Origin of the sequence: Acinetobacter tianfuensis, from assembly GCF_003611465.1 — a bacterium.
GTDB lineage: Bacteria > Pseudomonadota > Gammaproteobacteria > Pseudomonadales > Moraxellaceae > Acinetobacter > Acinetobacter tianfuensis.
In genome coordinates this window covers 19,637-40,862 of record NZ_RAXV01000010.1, presented here as the reverse complement: position 1 = coordinate 40,862, position 21,226 = coordinate 19,637, and the positions used below count along the sequence as shown (strand labels likewise).

The window sequence follows — 21,226 nt, the reverse complement described above, 5'->3', positions numbered from 1 at the left end:
CAATGTGCGGAACGATCAATTCCTTAAATTTTGCTGATGGATTTGGTCAATCCATGTAAATGGCTCGAACAACGCAGGTGGATCGGGTAAAATAGCGCAGTTCAATTTACCCTTGGGGAACGCTATGAGCGAAGAAATCAGCTTGGAAGAACGCAAAGTTATTTACCGTGCGCGCCGCGGTTTAAAAGAAATTGATGTTTATTTTGATCCCTATGTAAAAAATTATTATTTGCAGGCTGACGCATTTGAAAAAGAAATGTTTGCAGAACTGGTTGCACAAGAAGATCCAGATTTGCTTGACTGGTTTATGGAAGTGAGTGAGCCGCCGCGTCCAGAATTAAAAACATTTATTCAGAAGCTGAAACACTACGTTCATGGATAAGCGTGAGTTTCATTTAAAGCGCAGTTTGATGGCGCTGCTGTTTCAATTTGGCATATTTGCAATCTTTATGACCATTTTATATCAGCTGCTGCCAGTCGGGCTGTGGTGTGTATTTCTAGCTGCTGGCCTGATGATTTATGCGCTGTATTTTAGAAAAAAACCGCGTGTAAAAGGGCTGGAGTATTTGGATGGGCGCGATTGGACATTGACTTCAATGCATCAGACGCGCCGGGTCCAAATCAGCCATATCATCGATCATCAAGTTTATATTGTGGTGTATTTTCAGCATGCACGGGCCAAGCCAATTATTATTTGGTGCGATCAGCTGCCTTTAAAACAATGGAAAGCACTGAAAGTATTGGCTAAAATGATCTAATTGTTAGACATTTATTTAAACCCATAACAAAATAATTACAATAAAAATAATGAGTTGATTGCATTGAGCAAGTTTGTTGTCAGACAATTTGCTGAATAATTGGCAAAAAGTATGCATTGTCTGACAATTTTCTGCCCAGTTATTTTTTAGTCAATGTACATTAGCCCTACCAACAGCGAAATGAGGAGACCGTTATGGACTTTCCAACTTGGATGTTTCTGGTAGCTGCGATTGTTATGGCAATTGTAGTAGGACGACTGGGAACTGTGCTGAAGGATCGATTTGCACAAAATTAAGCGTGAAAACGCTTTACCGTTTAATAAGCAGCATGTGCTGAACCGTCGCAATGCTGCTTTTTTTTGCCTAAAATTTGGCAATCCTCATTTTTCAGTCAATTGCATAGCTTCAAAATAATGGCAAAGTGAACAATTGTTTTAGAGTAAATACTCTTTAAATCACAATTTGCTTCTGATATGTTTGTCGAGATGGACATAATCACAATTAAAGAGGACAGGAAAATGTCGAAGGTCCAAAAAATTTGCCAAGGTGCGGCTGCAGCAATAACAACAACATTACTCTTATCAGGCTGTTCGCAGGTGATTAAAACGGGTGCGAATGTTGCGCTTGGTTTTACAGAAAAGCACATTGTGCCGCCAATTTTGGCGATGGATGATGCTGAAATGGTCTGTAATACAGGCAATGCGCTGACCCCTGCCATTATGGCGACCAAAGATATGGGTGCCGACCCGACGCGTGTGGCTGTACTGATGTATTCAAGTGCAGGCATTTGCGCTGAACAAAAGGCGCTAGAAGCCGAACTTCGTTATTTACGCGCTTCAAAAGCCAATCAAGTGACTGAAGCGCAAGATGCCCGCATTGAACAAAAACGCTGGGCAGCTTTGGCCTCACAGCGTCAATATACAGGTTATCAGTTATTCAAAAACCGTTATGAAAAGAAATACAAAAAACCGCTAGGCGACAGCTGTCCAAAAATGAACAGCGATCTTGAGCAGACCGTTTATCTGTTAGGAATGCTCAGCGGTTTGCAGGCAATGACCAATGATATTAATTCTGGCGGCGCTGTAAATGTGCCTAAAGATATTGCTGCAGTGGTTGAACGCGGCATGGTGTGCTTAAACGATGAAAAATTCTGGGGCGCTCCAAATGCAACACGTGCAGTGATTTGGACTTTGCTGCCGGGTGCAGGGGATGGCAAGCCTGATCCGTATCAAACATTGAAACAATCGATGAAAATTGGCGAGCAAAAAGGTGTGCGGCTGTCACATGCCATGTATGCAGTCGCTGCGCAAGCCAGCGGCGATGATGCCAAAATGCGTGATGCGCTGAGAAGCTTTGCTCAAGCGCGCAGTGATGAAAAACCGGTGAATCCTCAATTTAAGCTGATTGATAATATAGCTGAGGTGATGGTCAAAGGTATTTCAGACCGTTATTGGACTGAGCATACTGGGGTGCGTACTGCAGATGACGGCATGACACAGTTCTGGGATGAAAGCAGCAATGCTTCAGATTTAGACGAGTTATTTGATGAGGGTGATGCAAAAGCTGAATAAATAAATGCTATTTATGCAGTTTGGTATTCAGTCATCAAGTTAAATACAGCAAGGGCGGATGCATGAAAGATCAATTTTTAATTCGAAAAATTGTTTTTTTGGCGGTAATCGCATCTATCTCTGCATGTATGCAGGTTTTTAAAGATGCATTCATCTACTGGCAAGATGGGCTGTTGGCAGAGTTTTGGAGGCTTTGGACAGCACATTGGGTTCATGTGGGATGGATGCATTATTTTTTAAACATTGCTGCGTTTATCTGCTTGCCGTTTATTTTTCCGAGGGTATCAATTTGGCATTTCACCGCCTTGCTCTTGCTGCTCCCGCCATTAATCAGTCTAAGTTTTTATTGGTTTTTACCGGATATAGAGGCATATGCAGGGCTGTCAGGTGTATTGCACGGGACTTATGCGGCCGTTGCCTGTGTGCATTTAATGTATAAGCGCGAGCGTAATTTTGCGGCATTTGTACTGCTGCTGATTTTGGCTAAGCTGGTATGGGAAAACACGGCAGGCAGTATGGATACTGCACAGCTCATAGGCAGTCCCGTCTTGGTGGAAGCGCATTTGCTGGGAGTGATTTGGGGGATTGTATTGGCAGGCGTGTATTTAGCTGGAAGCTATTTTATTCAAAATGAGTGACTGTGTTGACATTTATTTCCAAAAAGAAAATATATATTGTCATATTAATGCGATCCATAATCATGCAAATTGGAACTTAATAAAAATAGTTATACCGGAAAAGGATTTTTTCCGGAAATAAGGACAAGGCTAAAGCTGACTGCTGAACAGCCCAGTATAAAAATAGGATGATTCATGCAAAATGATCAAAAGAACAGATCTGGACTGGGTCTGTTAAGTTATATCTGGACAGAATGGATTTCGACTTTTGTCATTCTGATTTTACTGTTACTGACGCTGTTAATCGGTACTGGTGAAATGATCCATGGGCAGCTGCTCCGTATGGGGGAGCGTTTGTACGGTGACCCAGCCGCAGGTATGCAGTACTCTTTTTTAAGAGCTGAACCTGCCAAGCCTGAATGTGACCGCAGCCCGAATGTCGATGCGCTGGTGAAAACCCAAATGCAAGCCAATGCAGCCGATGAATTTGCTGATTTTTTTGGCACGGCATCTGAAAGTGACGTTCGTTCATCTATTTTAGCGGGTGTGCAGCAGTGTGAAGAAAAGTATCAGTTTTATGATAAAGCCATGCAGCATATGGAGAAGCATCCAAGTATTCGCGCCTATCGTAATTTTGAAACCAGCTTCTTCGGGATCTTTAAATTTGGTACTGAAAACCGCGCCATTTTATTGATTTTCATGGTGGTTCTAGCGGCAATTAGTGCGACACTGAAAATTCATCATATTGGTCTGCGCGGTCCTGCAACCAAAATGGATTATCGTATTTATAGCCTCATGATGAGCTTTGCGAATGGACTGTTAACTTACTCAAGTATCAGCCAATTCAATTCAGTGAGAAATTCCGGTGTTCCAATGACCGCCGAAACGGAACTGATTTATTGGATGTGGATGATTCTATTTTCAATCCTGACACTGATCAGTGTTTGGCAGCTGTTTAGTCCGCCGAAAAATGCTAAAGAAGGCGGCAGTCTTGGTTTTGCATTCTTAAGTGTGCCTTTATATGCGTATATGGCGTTGATTACGGGCATTGCCTTTATCTTCTTCATGGACTACCCGATGGGGCAAGGCATTTATTTAGGGCAGCTGGTTGAATTTTCAAGTATTTTTCTAAATCTGGCGCTATTCATTTGGGCTGGTATGCTGTTGAAGCAAACGCGTGTCGTAGATTTATTTTTGAATATTTTACGCCCATGGAACTTGGCTCCTGAGACTTTGACATGGCTGATCTTAATCGCAGCTGCCTTGCCTACGGCTTATACTGGCGCATCGGGTATTTTTGTAATTGCAGCAGGCGCGATTATTTATAAAGAAGTATGGAATGCAGGCGGACGCCGCCAATTTGCCTTGGCTGCAACGGCAATGTCCGGTTCGCTCGGGGTGGTTTTACGTCCATGTTTATTGATTGTAGTTGTCGCATCTCTTAATAAAGAAGTGACCACAGATCTGCTTTATCAATATGGTATTTATACGTTCTTGCTGACATCTACGATGTTTTTAATTGTGTCGTTATTTTTTGCAGAACATAAGTTCCGTATTGCTCCTGCTAATGTGGCAGCGCCGCAGTCAGGCCGCGCTTTTTTAGCCGTGATTCCTTATATTGTAATTTTCGTGCTGATCTGGATGTTCTATAAATATTTATTGAACACAGATTTAAATGAATTTACTGCACCAGTCATGATGCCTGTTATTTTACTGATGATTGTTTTAGTCGATAAATTGCGTCATCAGCCAGCACCTTTGCCAGCAGTAGGGCATTGGGATGAAACACTTTCAGCAAATTATCATGCGAATGCTGAGCCTGCTTCTGAAGGCGCAGCGGCACATACTGCAGCGAGTCCATCCCGTTCAACAGACGTATTGCGCCAGGTTGGTTTCTGGAAGTCGATGCATATTTCGACCAGTGAAACGGTTGGGCATATTGGCGCTTTGGTTATTCTGATGGCGCTTTCGGTAAGCGTTGGCGGATTGCTGGAACGTACTGAAGTCATGAGTTTCTTCCCGACAGATATCAGCAGTACTTTCTTGGTGATTACTCTGATTGTCGGGCTGATGGTCTTTGTGGGCATGATTATGGACCCGTTTGGCGCAGTCATTTTAATTTCTGCAACGGTTGCTCCTGTGGCGTACCAATACGGCATTCATCCTGTACATTTCTGGATGATTACACTCATTGGTTTTGAGCTGGGCTATGTTACGCCTCCAGTAGCTTTGAATCATCTCTTGGCCAGACAGTCGATAGGGGATGCAGAAGTCAATGAAGCGGATGCAGAAGTTCGTCACTTGTCGTTCTATTACCGCTATGAGCGCTGGATTCTGCCGCTGATTGTGCTGTTCCCGGCCATGCTGATCATTGCGTATCTGCCGTATTTCTTTAAGCTGTTCGGTTGGTATCATTAATTAAAATTGATGCGGAAATAAAAAAAGCACCTTCGGGTGCTTTTTTTATCACCTGAAGGATTATGAATGACGTTTGAGTTTGTTTTGAAACAGCGGGCTGCAAATCAGAATGGCAATTAAAATGAAAGTAAAACCGATTAAGCTGTAAAAGTCAGGTATTTCTTGCCAAATGAAAAAGCCCCAAACCCCAGCAAAAATAATTGCAATATAATTTACAGGGCCAATTTGACCTGCTGGCGCAATACGGTAAGCATTGGACATAAACAGCTGGCTGATAGTGGCTAACAGCCCTGCGCTGATGAGATAGGCCAGCTCTGTCCAGCTATAAGGCCGCCATAGCCACAGCATGGGGATCAAAGAAATCAGCGTGCCGAAGAAGCAGAAATAAAAGACGATACGCTCAGGCGGTTCGGTCGCTGTCAGAGCTCGGACAGTGACAAATGCCATGGCCGCGAGAAAACTGGCGGTCAATCCAATTAAAGACAGCTGGTTGAACATGCCTGAATCGGGTTTTGCCACGCAAAGCACACCCATTAAGCCAACAAAAGCGGCCAGCAGCATAGATTGAGTGATTTGCTCTTTTAAAAACAGCCATGCAATAAGCGGAATAAAAATAGGCGAAGAATAAGTAAATACCATGGCATTGGAAAGCTTGAGGTTTGCTATGGCATAGAAGAAGCCATACATTGCAATCAGCCCGGCAATAGAGCGCCAAGTATGCATCCAAATTTTTTCAGTTTTAAAAAAAGCAATGCCTTTTTGAAATATCAGCGGCAGAAAGATAAATAGGCCGACAAAATTACGGAAGAAGACGATTGTTGCATTATCAACGCTTTGAGAAGCGTAGCGAATGCAAACTCCCATGAGTGAAAACAGCAGAGCAGAAATAGTCAGCAGGCCAATTGCTTTGAGAATATTGGGGCTGGCGGCAGTGGTTTGCATAATCAAAAAGGCTAGAAAATCTGTAGATATTCTAGCCTAAATTTGTCTTAAGAAGATTTAGGGTGCTTCAGCCAGCTGCTGTTCAAGCAGTTTCAGCTGCTGTTCTTTCAATTTAATCAGCTGATCGGCATCGGCATGCTGAGCTTGTAAGATTTTTTCCTGTTCAGCCAGCTGCAGCTGCAGGTCCGCCAAACGGGCTTCTTCTTCTTTCGCTAATGAGGCATTTTGCGGAATAGGCGTGTTTAATATGTCTTCAGTGATCAAGGGCGCCGCGGCTGAGGCAGCAGAAACCTCATCTGCTTCAGCTTGTGCTGAAGAGGCCTGCGCAGGTACAGCTGCTGAGCTGGCAGCTGTTTGATTTGTGCTGATTTCTTCATATGCAGGAAGATCTTCATTGGCGGGTGCGGTCAGCCATTGAAAAGCAAAAAACAGCACCGCTGCTGCTGCACATAATCCGCCAATAATCCCAATTAAAAGCTTTGGGCTATTTCTTTGATCTTCTGACATACCTAGGACCTAATCTTGTGATTTTGGCTGGCGAGGCTTGAACTGAATCACACCAATTTCATCTGGAACAGCCGGAGTTTCCGGCTCTTCAATATGTGTTGGGCGGTTTTCACTATAACCGCAGTCGATACATTCAATCCAATCATCTTCACCAGAGGTCAGCATGACAACACGATCTAAAGCCTGACATTTTGGACATTTTGCGCCAGCAATGAATCGGCGTTTAATGGTCATCACACTTACCTTTTTTAAATGATTGAAAGGCCCATAGTGTAAGCGTTTTATGACGCTTTCGTCCAACCTTGATGACGCAGCAGTGCATCAATTTTCGGTTCGCGTCCACGGAATTTTACAAAAGCGTCGAGTGCAGCATCTTTTCCGCCGACGGCTAAAATCGCTTGTCGGAAATCTTTGCCAGTTTGAGTGTTAAAAATGCCTTCTTGCTCGAAACGGTCAAAGGCATCACTGGCTAAAACCTCAGCCCATTTGTATGAATAATAGCCAGCTGCGTAGCCGCCTGCGAAAATATGGCTAAAACCATGCTGGAAGCGGTTATAGGCAGCTGTTGGCGCAACCGAATATTGCTTTCGGATTTGATCCAGTTCAGCCTGAATTTGAGCTGCATTCAATGCTGGATTTTGGCTGTGAATATTTAAGTCAAATAAAGCAAATTCAATTTGGCGCAGAGTCTGCATGCCGGATTGGAAAAAACGCGCATTCAGCAAGGCCTGAAGCAAGTCGGCAGGCAAGGGCCGCTGTGTTTCAATATGCGCACTCAATAGATCTAAGCTGTCTGTATCCCAAGTCCAGAACTCCATAAACTGGCTAGGCAGTTCAACGGCATCCCATGCAACACCATGTGTGCCTGCCACAGAGATATTATCGACCTCTGTCAGCATGTGGTGCAGGCCATGGCCAAACTCATGGAACAGTGTGGTCACTTCATCATGTGTGAGCAATGCAGGCTGATCACCTACAGGCGGAGTAAAGTTGCAAACCATATAACAGATCGGTTTTTGCAGGCCATCCACGGTTTGCATGCGTGAACGGAAACCGCTCATCCATGCGCCGCCGCGTTTGCCTGAACGAGCATATAAATCAAAATAGAAGCCGCCAACCACAGTGCCTTGATCTTCCAGTTCAAAATAACGCGCATCGGTGTGCCAGACTGGCGCTTCACGTTCTACAACTTGAATGCCATACAGGCGGTTTACAATGCTGAAGAGGCCTTGCAGAATTTTAGGTGCAGGGAAATAAGGCTTTAATGCTTCTTGTGACAGGTTGAACTGCTGCATTTTTTGCTTTTCAGAATAGTAGGCAGTATCCCAAGGCTGTAATTCCTTGATACCGTCTTGAGCAGCAATGTCTTTTAGTTCTGCAATTTCTTTTTCTGCAGGCGTGCGGGCATGTTCTGCTAAGTCTGCCAGAAATTGACGTACGGTATCTACATCAGGCGCCATTTTGCTGGCTAGAGACAATTCTGCATAATTGCCAAAACCCAGCAGCTGTGCCATTTCTTGACGCAAGCTGAGAATTTCTTCCATTACTGGAGTATTGTCAAACTCAGGTGTATTGCTTTGCTCTGAGGCGCGGGTGGTATAAGCCTTGTAAATTTGCTCACGCAGTTCACGGTCTGCAGCATAGGTCATAATCGCTAAATAAGACGGAATATCGAGAGTCGCTGCCGGCTGCTGCAATTCACGCTGCTGACCGTATTGTTTGAGTAATTCTATACTGCTTTCTGGCAGGCCTTTGAGTTGATCGTCATTTAAAGGTAAGACAAAAGCTTGTGTCGCATCCAGCACATGGTTGGAAAAATCAGAGGAAAGCTGCGACAGGCGCGCTGAAATTTCTGCATAGCGTTTTTTTGCTTCACCTTCTAAAGCAACGCCTGACAGTTTGAAGTCACGCAGTGAAAGTTTAATTGCGCTTTGCTGCGCTGCTGGCAAAGTTTCAAATAATGAGCTGTCGTGTACATGCTGATAGGTTTGATAGAGAGCAGTGTGCTGGCCCAGCGCTGTGTAGTATTCGCTTAAAGACGGCAGCAATGCCTGATAAACCTCACGGGTTTCAGTATTGTTCATAACGGCATTCAGGTGTGACAGCACACCCCATGCTTCACTCATATTGTTTTCAAGTATGTCGATTTGTTCGAGCGTCTGCAGCTGTGCTTGAATGCTGTCAGGTACTGCGCTTAATGTATTTAAAAAATTTTGGCCTTGCTGAATCGCTTGCTGAATTTGTGTTTTTAGCTGATCTAAAGTGATTTGATCAAATTGCGGAACGGGTAAAGTTGCCTTGTTTAATGTCATTATTGAATGCCGTATAAATTTCCTATGTTATCTGTAGATTTAGGGGTTTGAGCAGAATAAATCAAGACTTGGCGCTATTTATTATTGATTGAGGGCTTTAGCGCATAGAGATTAAAAGCCTGCAATTTTGAACTGCAGGCTGTTTTGCTTAACAGTCAGGATCAATCACATAACTGGTTTGCGGGAATTTTTGCCATGCGCCAGTTGCTGCGCCATCAATGACTAATACGGAAATGATGCCCCAATCTAAGAGAACGCCTAACAATGTTGTCGGGTCAAAGGATTTTTTAGGAATAACGGTTGTGGTTTTACAGCCAGCTTTTTCAGCTTTTAGAACATAATTTTCCTTCTTTTTAAATGTGTAAACAGCGTTATTTTTGCCCATATATTCGTCATTGACATACAGTTTGGCGTCATTGTCATTACTGCGGATGTTTATGGTTTGGCTTGAACCATTGAACATCGTTGCACAGCCAGTACTGAAAAGCATAGATGCAACAAGCAGTGAAATAGACATTTTTTTCATATATTACCCCTAGTAAAGGTGCAAAAGATAACGATTTCAGATAATTAGTCAAGTGTTCTGTACGTATGAGTCAATAAAAAAGAGCGCCGGAGCGCTCTTTTTTAATCTGAAAAATTATTCAGTCTTGGCTTTCGCATTCGACTTTTTCTTTTTCAGCTTGGTCTTTTTCTTCACTTTATCTTTAGCCTTTGCTTCAGATTTTGCTGCAGATTTTTTAACAGGCTTTTTGCCGTAAGAGCTGGGCTGGTTTTTTGACTTTTTCTTTCGAATGGGACGTTCTCCATCAGTATTAGAGGTGCGCTCAGTATTCGATTTTGCATTCGCTCGGTCGGTGAAGACTTCTTCAGTTGTTTCACGGGCTGGTTTAGCAGTGCGCGGCGCTTTGCTGCGGATTGGGCGGCCGCCATGGCTCAGCTGCTGCAGCAGTTCAAAGTCAATTTTACGTTCTTCTAGGTTCACGCCTGCGACTTTGATTTTAACTTCATCACCTAGACTGAAGGTTTGTCCGCGGTTTTGACCAACAAGGCTTTGGCTTGCCTGATCAAAGACAAAGAAGTCATCGCCGAGTTGGCTGACATGAATCATCCCGTCTACGTATAAGTCTTTCAGTGTGACGAATAAGCCAAACTCAGCGACTGCAGAAATGCTGCCGACAAATTCTTCACCTAAATGCTGCTGCATATAGTGGCATTTCAGCCATGTGGTTACAGAGCGTGATGCTTCATCTGCACGGCGTTCAGTTGCAGAATAATGCTGGCCTGCGTCATCTAAAGAAGCGCCGGACAGCGGATATTTTTTATGGGTTAAGCTGGCTTTGATTGCGCGGTGCAGCAGCAAGTCAGGGTAACGGCGGATTGGAGAGGTGAAGTGTGTATATGCTTCATAGGCCAAACCATAATGGCCTGCATTGTTTGCGCCGTAATAAGCCTGCATCATTGAGCGGAGCAGCACAGCATGAATGCTTGGCGCATCAATACGGTCTTTGGTTGCTTCAATCACCGCTTGATAGTCTGCCTGAGTTGGCTGTTCAGGGAATTTCAAACCAAGAAGCTTTACAAAATCACGTACTTTTTGAATGCGTGAAAATTCTGGCGGCTCATGTACACGGTACAGCATCGGCACTTCATTTTTCAGCGCATATTCTGCAGCAGCGACGTTAGCCAGCAGCATGCATTCTTCAATCAGCTTATGCGCATCGTTACGTGTGCGCGGCAGAATTTCTTTAATGCCGCCAAGCTCATCGAAGGTCATATACGTTTCAACAGTTTCGAATTCCATTGCATGGCGTTCTGTACGAAGGCCTTTCAGCACATGGTACAGCTGGAACAATGTATTCAGCGATTTGCGCACATCACGGTTTTCAGGAACCGCAGTACTGTCGCCTTCGAAATACTGAGCCACTTGGTCATAGGTCAAGCGCGCTTGAGAATGCATGACGGAAGGGTAGAATTCATAACCTGTTACACGGCCTGCACGAGACAGTTTCAAGTCACAGACCATGCAGAGGCGGTCTACATTCGGGTTTAAAGAGCACAGGCCGTTTGACAGCGCTTCAGGCAGCATTGGCAATACAAAATGCGGGAAATAAACGGATGTGCCGCGCTCTTGCGCTTCATCATCCAAAGGCTTGCCAGTACGTACATAGTGGCTGACATCGGCAATAGCAACGACAACACGGTAACCGCCGCCAGGACGTTTTTCGGCATAGACCGCATCGTCAAAATCGCGGGCATCTTCACCGTCAATAGTAACCAGCGGCAAGTCGCGTAAATCGACACGGCCTTCACAGTCTTTAGCGGTCGGTTCTTTAAAGCTTTCGGCTTCCTTGATTACTTCTTCAGGAAACTCGTAAGGCAGGCCAAACTCTAAAATGGTTTGCGGAATAATAATTTCAGTATCGGCTTTGTCAGCCATCGACTGCACAATGTGGCCCGTTGCAAGATCGTCTTTATTTGGATAGTCATCAATAGCAACACGGACAAAGTCGCCTAATTTTACTTTGGCATGTTCAATCAGCTCTTTTTCTAAGGTAATCGGCTGATGCGCATTGGGATTGGATGGCTGAATAAAGTATTCGCCTTCATAAGAACAGACTTTGCCAATAATTTGTTTGACACGGTGCTCAACCACTTCGGTAATAAAGCCCCATGCTTTGCCTTTGCGGTCTACAGAGGTTTGGCGGACTTTAATGCGGTCGCCATTAAATACTTGGCGCAGCTCACGCTCTGGCAGCATCAGATCATCTGCGCCGTCGATATGCGCTGTACCCATGCCTTTAGCGTTGATATAGACCGTAGCATCGTGGGTCGGCTGTTCGGCTGCAATTTGGAACTTAAATCCGTCTTTCATGAGCTGGCCGTCACGCACCATTGCAATCAGGCGGTGGCTTAGCGCATCAATACTTTTCTGATCGGCAATTTCAAAATGCTCGACCAAGTCAGCATGCGACAGTGAACCGCGCTGTTCAATAATTTCTAAAATGAGCGTGCGGCTCGGAATCGGATTTTCGTAACGTTCGGCTTCAGCTTTTGCTTCAGGGTCGACCCAATTTTTCATAATGTCTTTGGCTTCATGTCAGAAGATAGGTTTAGCATAAGTCATGCGGCAGAAGACTGCACGTAAATGATTGCAATATTGTGTGTTTGGCATTCATTTTATGGCGTTTGCCGTTTTAATGGGCGCAAAGTTTTTATTTTTACAGCGATTGATGCAGGAAATTTGGGAAATTGTATAAAAAATATCTGATTGAACGAAAATATGAAAAAAAATAGGAAGCACCGCTTGCAGCCTAGGGGTTAAGTTTGTATTATGGCGGCACGTTACGGTGAGATGGGTGAGTGGCTGAAACCACATCCCTGCTAAGGATGCATACGGGCAACTGTATCGAGGGTTCGAATCCCTCTCTCACCGCCAACTTTACTTATGAAGCGCCCATAGCTCAGCTGGATAGAGCACTTGGCTACGAACTAAGGGGTCGGGAGTTCGAATCTCTCTGGGCGCACCAAGTAAGTAAACTGGAACATAACGCAGTCTGTTAAGACGACACAAGTAAGGCGCCCATAGCTCAGCTGGATAGAGCACTTGGCTACGAACTAAGGGGTCGGGAGTTCGAATCTCTCTGGGCGCACCAACTTGAACATTAAACCGCTTAATTGCGGTTTTTTTGTGCCTGAATTTTTATCAGCCTTTGGTCTTTGCGGTCATGTATCTCTTTTCAGTCCGCTGCGGCTGAAACGCTCATGCTGTTCTCAGCAGTGTTTTAAACTATTTTAGTCTTATTTCATTCCATCTATTTTTAATTTTGCTATTCCATTTGGCATGTGCTGATGCTTTTGATCAAGCTAACCGATGTTTTAGTTTCAGCTGCTGAGCGCAATAAAACAGATGGTAATAAACAGGGCCTCTAGTTTTTTTCTTGAGCCGATCTGCACCTTTAAATATTAACTCTCACTGTTTTGAATGCTGGTATAGGCAGCAGCTCTTATTGGCAGTGCATTTTGATTTGTGAAAAGTGTCAAAAATATGGATAAAAATAAAAATGGGTTGTTTCTTAGTAAGATAATGGCGCTTATGGGTAAATACTGCTCACTTGGTTAAATTTATATGAAAAAGCTCTTAACAAAAATTGAAAATTGCGTATAATGCCAACCATCAAGACATCGCGCCCATAGCTCAGCTGGATAGAGCACTTGGCTACGAACTAAGGGGTCGGGAGTTCGAATCTCTCTGGGCGCACCAACTTGATCAGACTTAAAAACCGCACATTGATGCGGTTTTTTTGCGTTTGAAATATCTAAAATAAGTCTAAATCTTAGCTTGCTTTTTGTTTTACTTTCAAACTGAATACCGTATTGCCGCCTAAGGCTGGAATCATTTCATGATAGGGCACACTGCGCATTGCGCGCAGTAAAAATGGCGCTTGATCATCTATTTTCATCGCACTGGTCATTTTCAGCAGTGCGCCTTGTTTGCAGGGTGTCAGTTCCATAGCGCCGCGCACATACTTCAGGTCGCCGCCATTGGCTGCAAAACTATTCTTCCAGTCGCTGCTAAAATTAAAACGCATTTTAAAATTAAAAGGGATATTAATAACGCCGAGTCCAACGGACACATTAAATTGCGCATCCATTTGTTTGGCATCTAGGTTGCGGATTTGCACACTTTTAATCTGATTTGGAAATAAACGCTGAAAAGCAGGCGGGCTTAACCATTTCTGCAGCTGAGCAGGGCTTTGTGCATAGTATTGGTAGCTGGTGCTGAAACGCATTTTTTCCATGCCGCGGGCATAGGGCATATTGCTGGCAGGCAAGACAAAACTGACCGGCTCTTGCGAAAGCTGACTGAGTTGAGCAATTTTTTGTTCTTCTGCTGGATCTAGACCTGAATGGGGTAAAGCGCCTGCACTGAGCTGCTGCGCTGCGGCGGGTTTAAAGCGCCGCTGCAGCGCTTCCAGTAAAAATGCGTTTGTACCTGCTGGAATGCCGAGTTTGGCATCTGGGATGGCATTTAAAATTTTACTGAATAAGAAGCCTTTGGGCTGATTTAAGTCCCCCCACTGGGTAATGGTCACTAGGGTTTGATTTGCACTGAGTTCAAACCATTCCAGTTTGCCAGCGCCATAGGGAATCGGTGCATCTAAAATCAAGGTTGAAATACTGTTGCCTTCTGCTTGATGCTGCATGATGACCGTTTCACGGAAATTCAATACTGGAATGGGAGCAGGCACATGCACATTGTATTTCACTTGGCTGATATTACCTTGCTTCTCAATGACTTTAGCCTGTTTTAGTGTCGGAAATAGTCCTGCATAGTTGGAGTAATTCAGCAGCAGACGGCTGACTTGACTGCTGGATGCTGGCAGGACGACAGATGCGCTGTAATATTTTCCGCTTACTTTTTTTGCTGCTGTGAAGGTTGGAAGCTGGATCTGCTGTGCAGGATGCGCATAAATTATAATGGTGTTGCCTGTCAGAGCTGCCAGCGCATGCGGATCTTGCTGAAAGTGGGCAAGTGCGCTGGGGATCTGCGGTGTCCATGCAGTCAGCTTGGCCTGAACGGGCAAAGACAGCAGTACGCAGGACAGCAGTAAAACGGATTTTATTTTAATTGGCTGCATCAAACTTCCTGTGGTGTGCATTTTCTTATTTGCTGGCAGTTGTAGCGTATTTTTTATGAAAAGAATAGCGCAGCTGTGTGTATTTATGACGGCAAAAAAGCATATGAATGACTATATCTGGTGTAATATCTAGCTCAATTTATATTTTGAAGTGCATGTGAAGATGTCAGAGATTAAACCCGCATTATCGCTGCGATACACCCTAAATTTAGAAGAGTCACAAGATGGCTTCGCTTTAGCAACCTTTGGCAAAAAGCAATTTACCCGTTTTATTACCCCGCTGATCAGTATCGGAATCATTATTTGGGGGATTTCATTGGGCTTTAGCGGCGTTGGCCGTTACTATGTTGCATTAGGTGTATTTTTCTTGGCGATGCAGCTGGTGATGCGCTATTGGTTCTTGCCGATGATGTTTAAACGCCAGTTTATCAAATATCAATTTGGTAAAAGTGAACAAGGCATTGATTTGTTCCAAGACCATGGTGAGCTTTTTGCCAATGAACGTAAAAATGTTTTCAACTATGCAGATGTTGCTGTGTTTGCCGCAGGCAAACTGACTTATATGCTGGAAATGAAAAACCGCACAGTGGTGATTATTCCCAAGCGCGCATTTGCAAGTCCTGCAGATCAAAGCATCTTTGAAAATACCTTTAAGAAAAAGTGAATATTGATTAAGTAAAAGGGAAGATCATGACGATACGTCCATCAAAAATTGTTTGTGTCGGCCGCAGTTATGCAGATCATGCAAAAGAACTGGGTAATGCTATTCCTGATCGTCCTGTTCTGTTTATTAAGCCGCCAAGTGCGCTGTCTGCATTAGATGCGGGTATTGAATGGAATCAGGCGCTGGGCAGCTGCCATTATGAATGCGAGCTGAGCTTGCGTATAGGTCAGACGCTCAAGGCGGAAACGGATCCGCAAAAGGCCTTGCAGGCGGTAGACGCCGTGACTTTAGGTCTGGATTTGACACTGCGCGATTTACAGGATGATTTGAAGAAAAAGGGTCAGCCTTGGGAACGTTCTAAAGCGTATGACGGTTCATGTATTTTGGCAGACTGGGTCGATGTTTCAGACGTTGTGAATGACTGGAATGATGTGCACTATACGCTGCATGTAAATGATGAGCTGCGTCAAAAAGGGGATACTGCGTTGCTGATTTTTGATGTCGGCACATTATTGGCGGAGATCAGCCAAGTCTTTACACTGGAAGCTGGCGACGTGGTGATGACGGGTACGCCTGCTGGTGTAGGGGCGCTGCATTCTGGTGAACAGCTGAAAATGACACTGCAAGGCAAAACCCAGCAATTTGTCTGGTCTGCTTTTGTCAAATAATGTATTGATGATCGAAAAGGACTGCACTTGCGGTCCTTTTTTATGTCTTGAGCTTAATGGTATTTAGTTGGCATGCATCTCTGTACTGTTCTGCATTTTGCGGAACTGATCAGGTGTGAAATGCATCCAGCGTTTAAACATATTAATAAAGGCCGATGCAATGGCATAGCCTAAATCCAGCGCAATATTTTCTACAGTCTTTGCTTCGTTCAGCATACTCATGGCTTTAATAACTTTGAGCCGCTGGCGCCATTCATGCAATGACATGCCCAGCTCTTTTTGGCATAAGCGGGCAAGGGTGCGTTCGGTCATATTGCCTATTTTTTTTGCTCAGCTCAGACATTGATGTTAAATCTGCGGGATGCTGATGCAGATGAGTCAAAATTTGCTGCAGCGCGGGATGCTCCGAATGCGGCAGATAGCTGCTGACCAATTTGGCTTGTTTCAGCTGATCCAGCAGCACTTGCAGCAGGCGCTGATGTTCAGCTGTCGGTTCATGGCTTGGCTGCTGCCGCAAATGTTCAAACAGCGCGGAAACCAAAGGTGAATTTAATAAAATACCAGCTTGTTTAGGCAATGCAGCGCACAAGCTTTCGTGTATATACAAAGTGCCGTGTGAAACCGAGGTACGGTTCAGCCCGCTATGCTGTAAATTGGGCGGCAGCCAAATGCCATAGGGCGGCGGCGTAATATAGTCAATCTGCGCAATATTGATTTCCATAATGCCTTTGAACGCATAAATAAACTCGCCCCACTCATGACCATGCTGGGGATAGACGGACTGCGCGGGATCATCTCGGAAGCTGATCCATAACGCGCTGGAAATTTGGTCATTTGTTGGCAGCTGCAAGCCTGTTTGGCGCTGCAGCGCAGATGATTTTCCCATAGCTCAAATTGCCTGAATAAAATGATAGCTTGTCTGTTTTACGTTATATCTCATATTTCTGCCAAGTTTATAGTAGCAGTCACTTTTGAATTTGAGCAATAGCCGTGGAACAGCGCAAAGCGCTGGATGTGCAGGCATCTGGCTGGATGATTTTATTGTGCATGATCTGGGGGATACAGCAGGCGGTGCTGAAATGGGCTGCGCCAGATATTTCTCCTGTCATGCAAATCGCGATCCGTTCAGGTTTGTCTGCGCTGCTGGTTTTGTCATTAATACCGCTGAACAAAGGTACGCATTTATATACGAAAGACTATTTGCTTCCCGGCATTTGGTTAGCCCTTTTATTTTCTGCTGAATTTATATTTGTCGCTGCGGCGCTGCGTTATACCACCGCGTCGCATACTGTTGTGCTGCTGTATACCGCCCCGATCTTTGTTGCCCTTGGACTGCATTGGAAATTGCCGGCAGAACGGCTGACACGGATTCAATGGGCAGGGATTTTCATTGCATTTTCAGGAATTGTATTGTCGTTTATAGGCCGTAAAGATCCGTTCAGCGCTGGAAATCAAGCCTTGCTGGGAGATTTTTTAGCACTGCTGGCAGGTGTAATATGGGCGCTGACGACCATTTCACTGCGCCTGACGCGGCTGAGCGATGCGCATCCGACACAGACCTTGTTTTATCAGCTGTTCGGCAGTTTTATTATTTTAATACCGATCGCATATTGGACTGGACAGACTGGACAGAGTGCAATTCACTGGGGTTTTGCCGCGGTCAGCAGCACTATTTTTAATGTGTTTATTATGTCCTTTTTCAGCTTGATGCTGTGGTTTTGGCTGCTGCGAAAATATTTAGCGAATAGCTTAGGCGTATTTTCATTTTTAACACCTATTTTTGGCATGATTTTCGGCGTGATCTTTTTAAATGAATGTATTGAGCTAAGTTTTATATTAGGTACTGCTTTGGTCATGGCGGGGGGGCGTGACGGTCAGCCTACATGGGCGGCTGAGAAAATGGCTCGGGCTGCAGACAGCAGTAAGCTAAGCTGCGGGTGTATTTTGAATGTGAAATTCAACATCAGATTCAAGTAGGTTCCAGGCCGGCAAAATGTTAAGGTAGCGCGGCATTTTTTAAGGATCAGCGCAGTGCAAGTTCGTCAGGCTTTAGATGCAAAAGCATCTTCTATTATGTTTGTGTTATGCATTTTTTGGGGACTGCAGCAGGTGGTTGTAAAACTGGCCGCTGCTGATATTGCGCCCATGATGCAAATGGCGCTGCGTTCAGGGCTGTCAGCTTTGCTGGTTTTTCCTTTAATTAAATTGGCGCAAGGTCAGTCATTGTGGTCTAAGCAATACCGCGTGCCCGGCGCTTTGGTTGGCTTATTGTTTGCTATTGAATTTTGCCTGCTGAGTGAAGCGCTGCGCTTAACCTCAGCATCTCATGCGGTGGTGCTGCTGTACACCGCGCCGATATTTGTGGCCTTGGGGCTGCACTGGAAATTGCCTGCTGAACATCTGACGTGGAAACAATGGAGCGGCATTCTTCTTGCTTTTTTCGGCATTGTCGTGACTTTTATGGGGCGAGGCGCAGAGGCTGTGGAGCAAGACCTTGGACAAATGATCTTAGGTGATCTGCTGGCTTTGGGGGCGGGCGTGTTTTGGGCGGCGACAACGATTGCGGTACGTCTGACCAATTTATCTGAAGCGCCCGCAACACAAACTTTGTTTTATCAGCTGTTTGGCGGTTTTGCTGTGCTGCTGCCGATGGCATTTCTATTGGGTCAAAGTCATGTCTACTGGACAGCAGTCACGATCAGCAGCCTGCTGTTTCATGCCTTATTGATTTCATTTGCCAGCTATCTGATTTGGTTTTGGCTGCTGAAACGCTATTTGGCTTCCCGCCTTGGCGTCTTTTCGTTTTTGACACCCTTGTTCGGCATAGCCTTTGGTGTGCTTATTTTAGATGAGCCTTTAGAGCAGGCATTTATCGCGGGCACGCTTATGGTCATGGCAGGCGTGCTGACTGTGAGTTTGGCGGGACGGAAAAAAGTTATTGAAAGCGCATAAAACCTTATGCTGTAAAAAAGCCTGCTGAACGCAGGCTTTTCTTTGAATGCATTATTTAGATTCTAAAATGGTGGAAAGCGGTATAGCCAGTTTGGCCGCCAGATAGTCGTCTGATTCAATCAGTGCAGGGCCAATTTTCTCCATCCAGACATCATCTGCATGGACATTGCCGATATCTTTTCTATGCGGCAGCGGATAGGGCAGCTGAGAATAAAAGCTCCAAAAATCGACTTGTGCCAAATTGCGTATCAGAACGTAGTTATTGTCATCGGTGCGCTTAATCAAGTTTTGTTTTTCCAGCATCTGCACGTAGTTTGGCCAGCGCCCGATTTCATCACGGCCCAGTACTTCCAGCGCCTCTGCTTCACTGACACTGCCGCCGACTTTCTGCTTATGATAAAACAGCTCCAGTAAATCCATCAGCATGATGACAGGATGGCGCTTACGCTCTTTGCTGGAGTCTGCATCAAATGCTGTGAGCGCGTAGCTGATTTCCACTCCCAGCAGTACAATATTCCAAGACAGGAAAATCCACAGCAGGAAAATAGGAACCGCGGCAAAAGCGCCGTATACGATTTCATAGCTGGTGAAGTTTGTCATAACAAAACCGAACAGATTTTTCAGCAGTTCGAAAACAGTGGCGCTGAATAAGCCTGCAATCAGGGCCGCTTTAATGGGCACTGTGCGGTTTGGAATGGTCCAATTTAAAATAAAAAAGCCAATGACAGTGAGTGAAAATGAAATGAGCCATAAAATAAATGCGCCATTCAGCTCATAGCCAGCAAAGTTATTGCTTAGGACATTCATCGATGCAACAGTTGATGAAATCACAAAAGCGCTGCCAAGAAGAATCGGGCCCAAAGAAATGATGGTCCAGTAGCGCATAAAGCCTAAAATGCCGCCGCGGGTTTCTTTTACACGCCAGATGCGGTTAAAGACAGTTTCAATACTGGTCAGCATCATGACTGTGGTAACAAAGAGGAACAAAATACCTATCACAGTTAAATTACTGGATTTGTCAGTAAAGGCATTCAGCGCTTTATCAAATGCAATGGTGGTTTTGGGCAGGAAATTGCTGTAGATCAGCAGTTGCAGCTGCTGTCTGGCAGGTTCCAGCGCACGGATGGACGAGATAATCACCAGAAAGACCGTCAGCATAGGCACAACGGCAAACAGTGTGGTGTACGTCAGAGAGCCTGCTTGCTCACGGCAGCGGTCTGCTTCAAAACGCCGAATAACGAATAAAACAAACTGAAACCATTTTTTATCATAAAAGGGCAGTTTTTTTAGAAAACCTGCTGTCATATTTCAAAGCCTCAATTCTTTTTAATCATCATTTTTAACTTTTCACTACTAAGCTTAACGAAAAAAATAGAAAAATACCGTATAGTTTAATTTTTACCTATTATTCATCAAAAATCATGCAACCTTATGTTTTAGTTCTGTATTACAGCAAGTATGGCTCAACCAAGGAAATGGCGCACCTGATTGCCAACGGCATTGAGGCAGAAGGCGTCAGGGTGAAAATCCGCACAGTGCCAAATTTGGCAACGGCTGTAGAGGTTGCAGCGCCGAGTATTCCGGCAGAGGGCGACATTTACTGCACATTAGATGAGCTGGCAAATTGTGCAGGCCTTGCACTGGGCTCACCGACACGTTTTGGCAATATGGCTTCTGAAATGAAGTATTTCCTCGATCAAACAACCAGCCTTTGGCTGAACGGCGCATTGCACGGCAAGCCAGCATGTGTATTTACTTCATCCGGTTCAATGCATGGCGGTCAGGAAAGCACTTTACTGACCATGCTCCCGCCGTTATTTCATCATGGCATGATGATTATGGGGTTAAGCAATGCTGTACCTGCGCTGTCAAATACTAAAACTGGCGGGACACCTTATGGTGCAAGCCATGTCAGCGGGCCGCGCCATGATTTAGGGATTAGCCAAGATGAAAAAATTCTATGCGAAGCTCAAGGCGGACGGTTGGCAGAAGTGGTGAAAAAGCTGAGCGAAGCATTGTAAAAGGCTATTGATTGCATTTATAAGAGCAGGAAAATCAAATGGTTTGTCCTGCTTTTTTATTTGCTGTATAAATTTATATGTGTATTTATGCGAAAAAATCGCATTTTAATGTATATTGACTGAAAGATAACATGATCAAGAGTTCAATATGCAT

General features: G+C 44.7%; 18 protein-coding genes, 4 tRNA genes and 1 pseudogene. 14 read left to right on the top strand and 9 right to left on the bottom strand.

The features are described from left to right. Positions 1–124 precede the first annotated feature (124 nt). From D7V32_RS06210 to D7V32_RS06190, 5 genes are all read left to right on the top strand, one after another. Entirely contained in the window at positions 125–382 is a 258-nt protein-coding gene (locus D7V32_RS06210; RefSeq protein WP_120402031.1) for an FAD assembly factor SdhE, read from the top strand. Then, positions 375–758 (top strand): hypothetical protein, encoded by a 384-nt coding sequence (locus D7V32_RS06205; RefSeq protein ID WP_120402030.1) that lies wholly within the window; start codon positions 375–377, stop codon positions 756–758. Before D7V32_RS06210 ends, D7V32_RS06205 begins: the two co-directional genes overlap by 8 nt. A gap of 518 nt (positions 759–1,276) precedes the next feature. Next, on the top strand, positions 1,277–2,329 hold the full coding sequence (locus D7V32_RS06200; protein WP_120402029.1) for a hypothetical protein: 1,053 nt from the start codon (positions 1,277–1,279) through the stop codon (positions 2,327–2,329). 62 nt (positions 2,330–2,391) lie between these two features. Continuing rightward, positions 2,392–2,967, top strand: coding sequence for a rhombosortase (rrtA, locus tag D7V32_RS06195; protein ID WP_120402028.1), 576 nt, complete (start codon positions 2,392–2,394; stop codon positions 2,965–2,967). Between the two features lie 174 nt (positions 2,968–3,141). Further along, positions 3,142–5,364 (top strand): TRAP transporter large permease subunit, encoded by a 2,223-nt coding sequence (locus D7V32_RS06190; protein WP_120402027.1) that lies wholly within the window; start codon positions 3,142–3,144, stop codon positions 5,362–5,364. 60 nt (positions 5,365–5,424) lie between these two features. Here the strand turns inward: D7V32_RS06190 and D7V32_RS06185 are convergent, their stop codons facing one another. The 6 genes from D7V32_RS06185 to rnr all read right to left on the bottom strand — a co-directional run bounded on the left by D7V32_RS06185 (position 5,425) and on the right by rnr (position 12,210). Beyond that, complete coding sequence (locus D7V32_RS06185) at positions 5,425–6,306, bottom strand: DMT family transporter (RefSeq protein WP_120402026.1); 882 nt, start codon at positions 6,304–6,306, stop codon at positions 5,425–5,427. Positions 6,307–6,363: 57 nt separating this feature from the next. Beyond that, complete coding sequence (locus D7V32_RS06180) at positions 6,364–6,813, bottom strand: hypothetical protein (protein WP_120402025.1); 450 nt, start codon at positions 6,811–6,813, stop codon at positions 6,364–6,366. Between the two features lie 9 nt (positions 6,814–6,822). Continuing rightward, positions 6,823–7,041 (bottom strand): YheV family putative zinc ribbon protein, encoded by a 219-nt coding sequence (locus D7V32_RS06175; protein WP_171407593.1) that lies wholly within the window; start codon positions 7,039–7,041, stop codon positions 6,823–6,825. A gap of 53 nt (positions 7,042–7,094) precedes the next feature. Continuing rightward, positions 7,095–9,125 carry a M3 family metallopeptidase gene (locus D7V32_RS06170; protein ID WP_120402023.1) on the bottom strand — a complete coding sequence of 677 codons (2,031 nt, stop codon included), beginning with the start codon at positions 9,123–9,125 and terminating at the stop codon, positions 7,095–7,097. Positions 9,126–9,273: 148 nt separating this feature from the next. Beyond that, entirely contained in the window at positions 9,274–9,615 is a 342-nt protein-coding gene (locus D7V32_RS06165) for a hypothetical protein (RefSeq protein WP_120402080.1), read from the bottom strand. Between the two features lie 150 nt (positions 9,616–9,765). Continuing rightward, a complete protein-coding gene (gene rnr / locus D7V32_RS06160; protein WP_213072544.1) occupies positions 9,766–12,210 on the bottom strand; it encodes a ribonuclease R in 2,445 nt (814 codons plus the stop codon). A gap of 264 nt (positions 12,211–12,474) precedes the next feature. On the opposite strand from rnr, the gene D7V32_RS06155 reads away from it, so the two are divergent. The 4 genes from D7V32_RS06155 (at position 12,475) to D7V32_RS06140 (ending at position 13,389) form a co-directional block, all read left to right on the top strand. Then, positions 12,475–12,564: transfer RNA gene (locus tag D7V32_RS06155), tRNA-Ser, on the top strand. A gap of 14 nt (positions 12,565–12,578) precedes the next feature. Beyond that, positions 12,579–12,655, top strand: a tRNA-Arg gene (locus D7V32_RS06150). 49 nt (positions 12,656–12,704) lie between these two features. After that, positions 12,705–12,781, top strand: a tRNA-Arg gene (locus tag D7V32_RS06145). A gap of 531 nt (positions 12,782–13,312) precedes the next feature. Further along, positions 13,313–13,389, top strand: a tRNA-Arg gene (locus tag D7V32_RS06140). Positions 13,390–13,462: 73 nt separating this feature from the next. On the opposite strand, the gene D7V32_RS06135 is transcribed toward D7V32_RS06140, so the two are convergent. Continuing rightward, the gene (locus D7V32_RS06135) at positions 13,463–14,767 is read right to left on the bottom strand and encodes an SRPBCC family protein (protein ID WP_120402021.1); all 1,305 of its coding nucleotides are present in this window, start codon (positions 14,765–14,767) and stop codon (positions 13,463–13,465) included. Between the two features lie 163 nt (positions 14,768–14,930). On the opposite strand from D7V32_RS06135, the gene D7V32_RS06130 reads away from it, so the two are divergent. Continuing rightward, a complete protein-coding gene (locus tag D7V32_RS06130) occupies positions 14,931–15,431 on the top strand; it encodes a hypothetical protein (RefSeq protein WP_120402020.1) in 501 nt (166 codons plus the stop codon). 26 nt (positions 15,432–15,457) lie between these two features. Further along, on the top strand, positions 15,458–16,099 hold the full coding sequence (locus tag D7V32_RS06125; protein WP_120402019.1) for a fumarylacetoacetate hydrolase family protein: 642 nt from the start codon (positions 15,458–15,460) through the stop codon (positions 16,097–16,099). A gap of 63 nt (positions 16,100–16,162) precedes the next feature. Here D7V32_RS06125 and D7V32_RS06120 read toward each other — a convergent pair. Further along, positions 16,163–16,985 (bottom strand): annotated as a pseudogene (locus D7V32_RS06120) (AraC family transcriptional regulator). Positions 16,986–17,089: 104 nt separating this feature from the next. On the opposite strand from D7V32_RS06120, the gene D7V32_RS06115 reads away from it, so the two are divergent. After that, complete coding sequence (locus D7V32_RS06115; RefSeq protein WP_171407591.1) at positions 17,090–18,076, top strand: DMT family transporter; 987 nt, start codon at positions 17,090–17,092, stop codon at positions 18,074–18,076. Between the two features lie 54 nt (positions 18,077–18,130). Next, positions 18,131–19,051, top strand: a complete 921-nt coding sequence (locus tag D7V32_RS06110) for a DMT family transporter (protein ID WP_120402018.1) — start codon at positions 18,131–18,133, stop codon at positions 19,049–19,051. A 51-nt stretch (positions 19,052–19,102) separates the two neighbouring features. Here the strand turns inward: D7V32_RS06110 and D7V32_RS06105 are convergent, their stop codons facing one another. Next, the gene (locus D7V32_RS06105) at positions 19,103–20,356 is read right to left on the bottom strand and encodes a YihY family inner membrane protein (protein ID WP_120402017.1); all 1,254 of its coding nucleotides are present in this window, start codon (positions 20,354–20,356) and stop codon (positions 19,103–19,105) included. A 116-nt stretch (positions 20,357–20,472) separates the two neighbouring features. Between D7V32_RS06105 and wrbA the strand changes: the two genes are divergently transcribed. Continuing rightward, positions 20,473–21,072: an NAD(P)H:quinone oxidoreductase gene (gene wrbA / locus D7V32_RS06100; RefSeq protein WP_120402016.1), complete on the top strand. Its 600-nt coding sequence runs from the start codon at positions 20,473–20,475 to the stop codon at positions 21,070–21,072. Positions 21,073–21,226 lie beyond the last annotated feature (154 nt).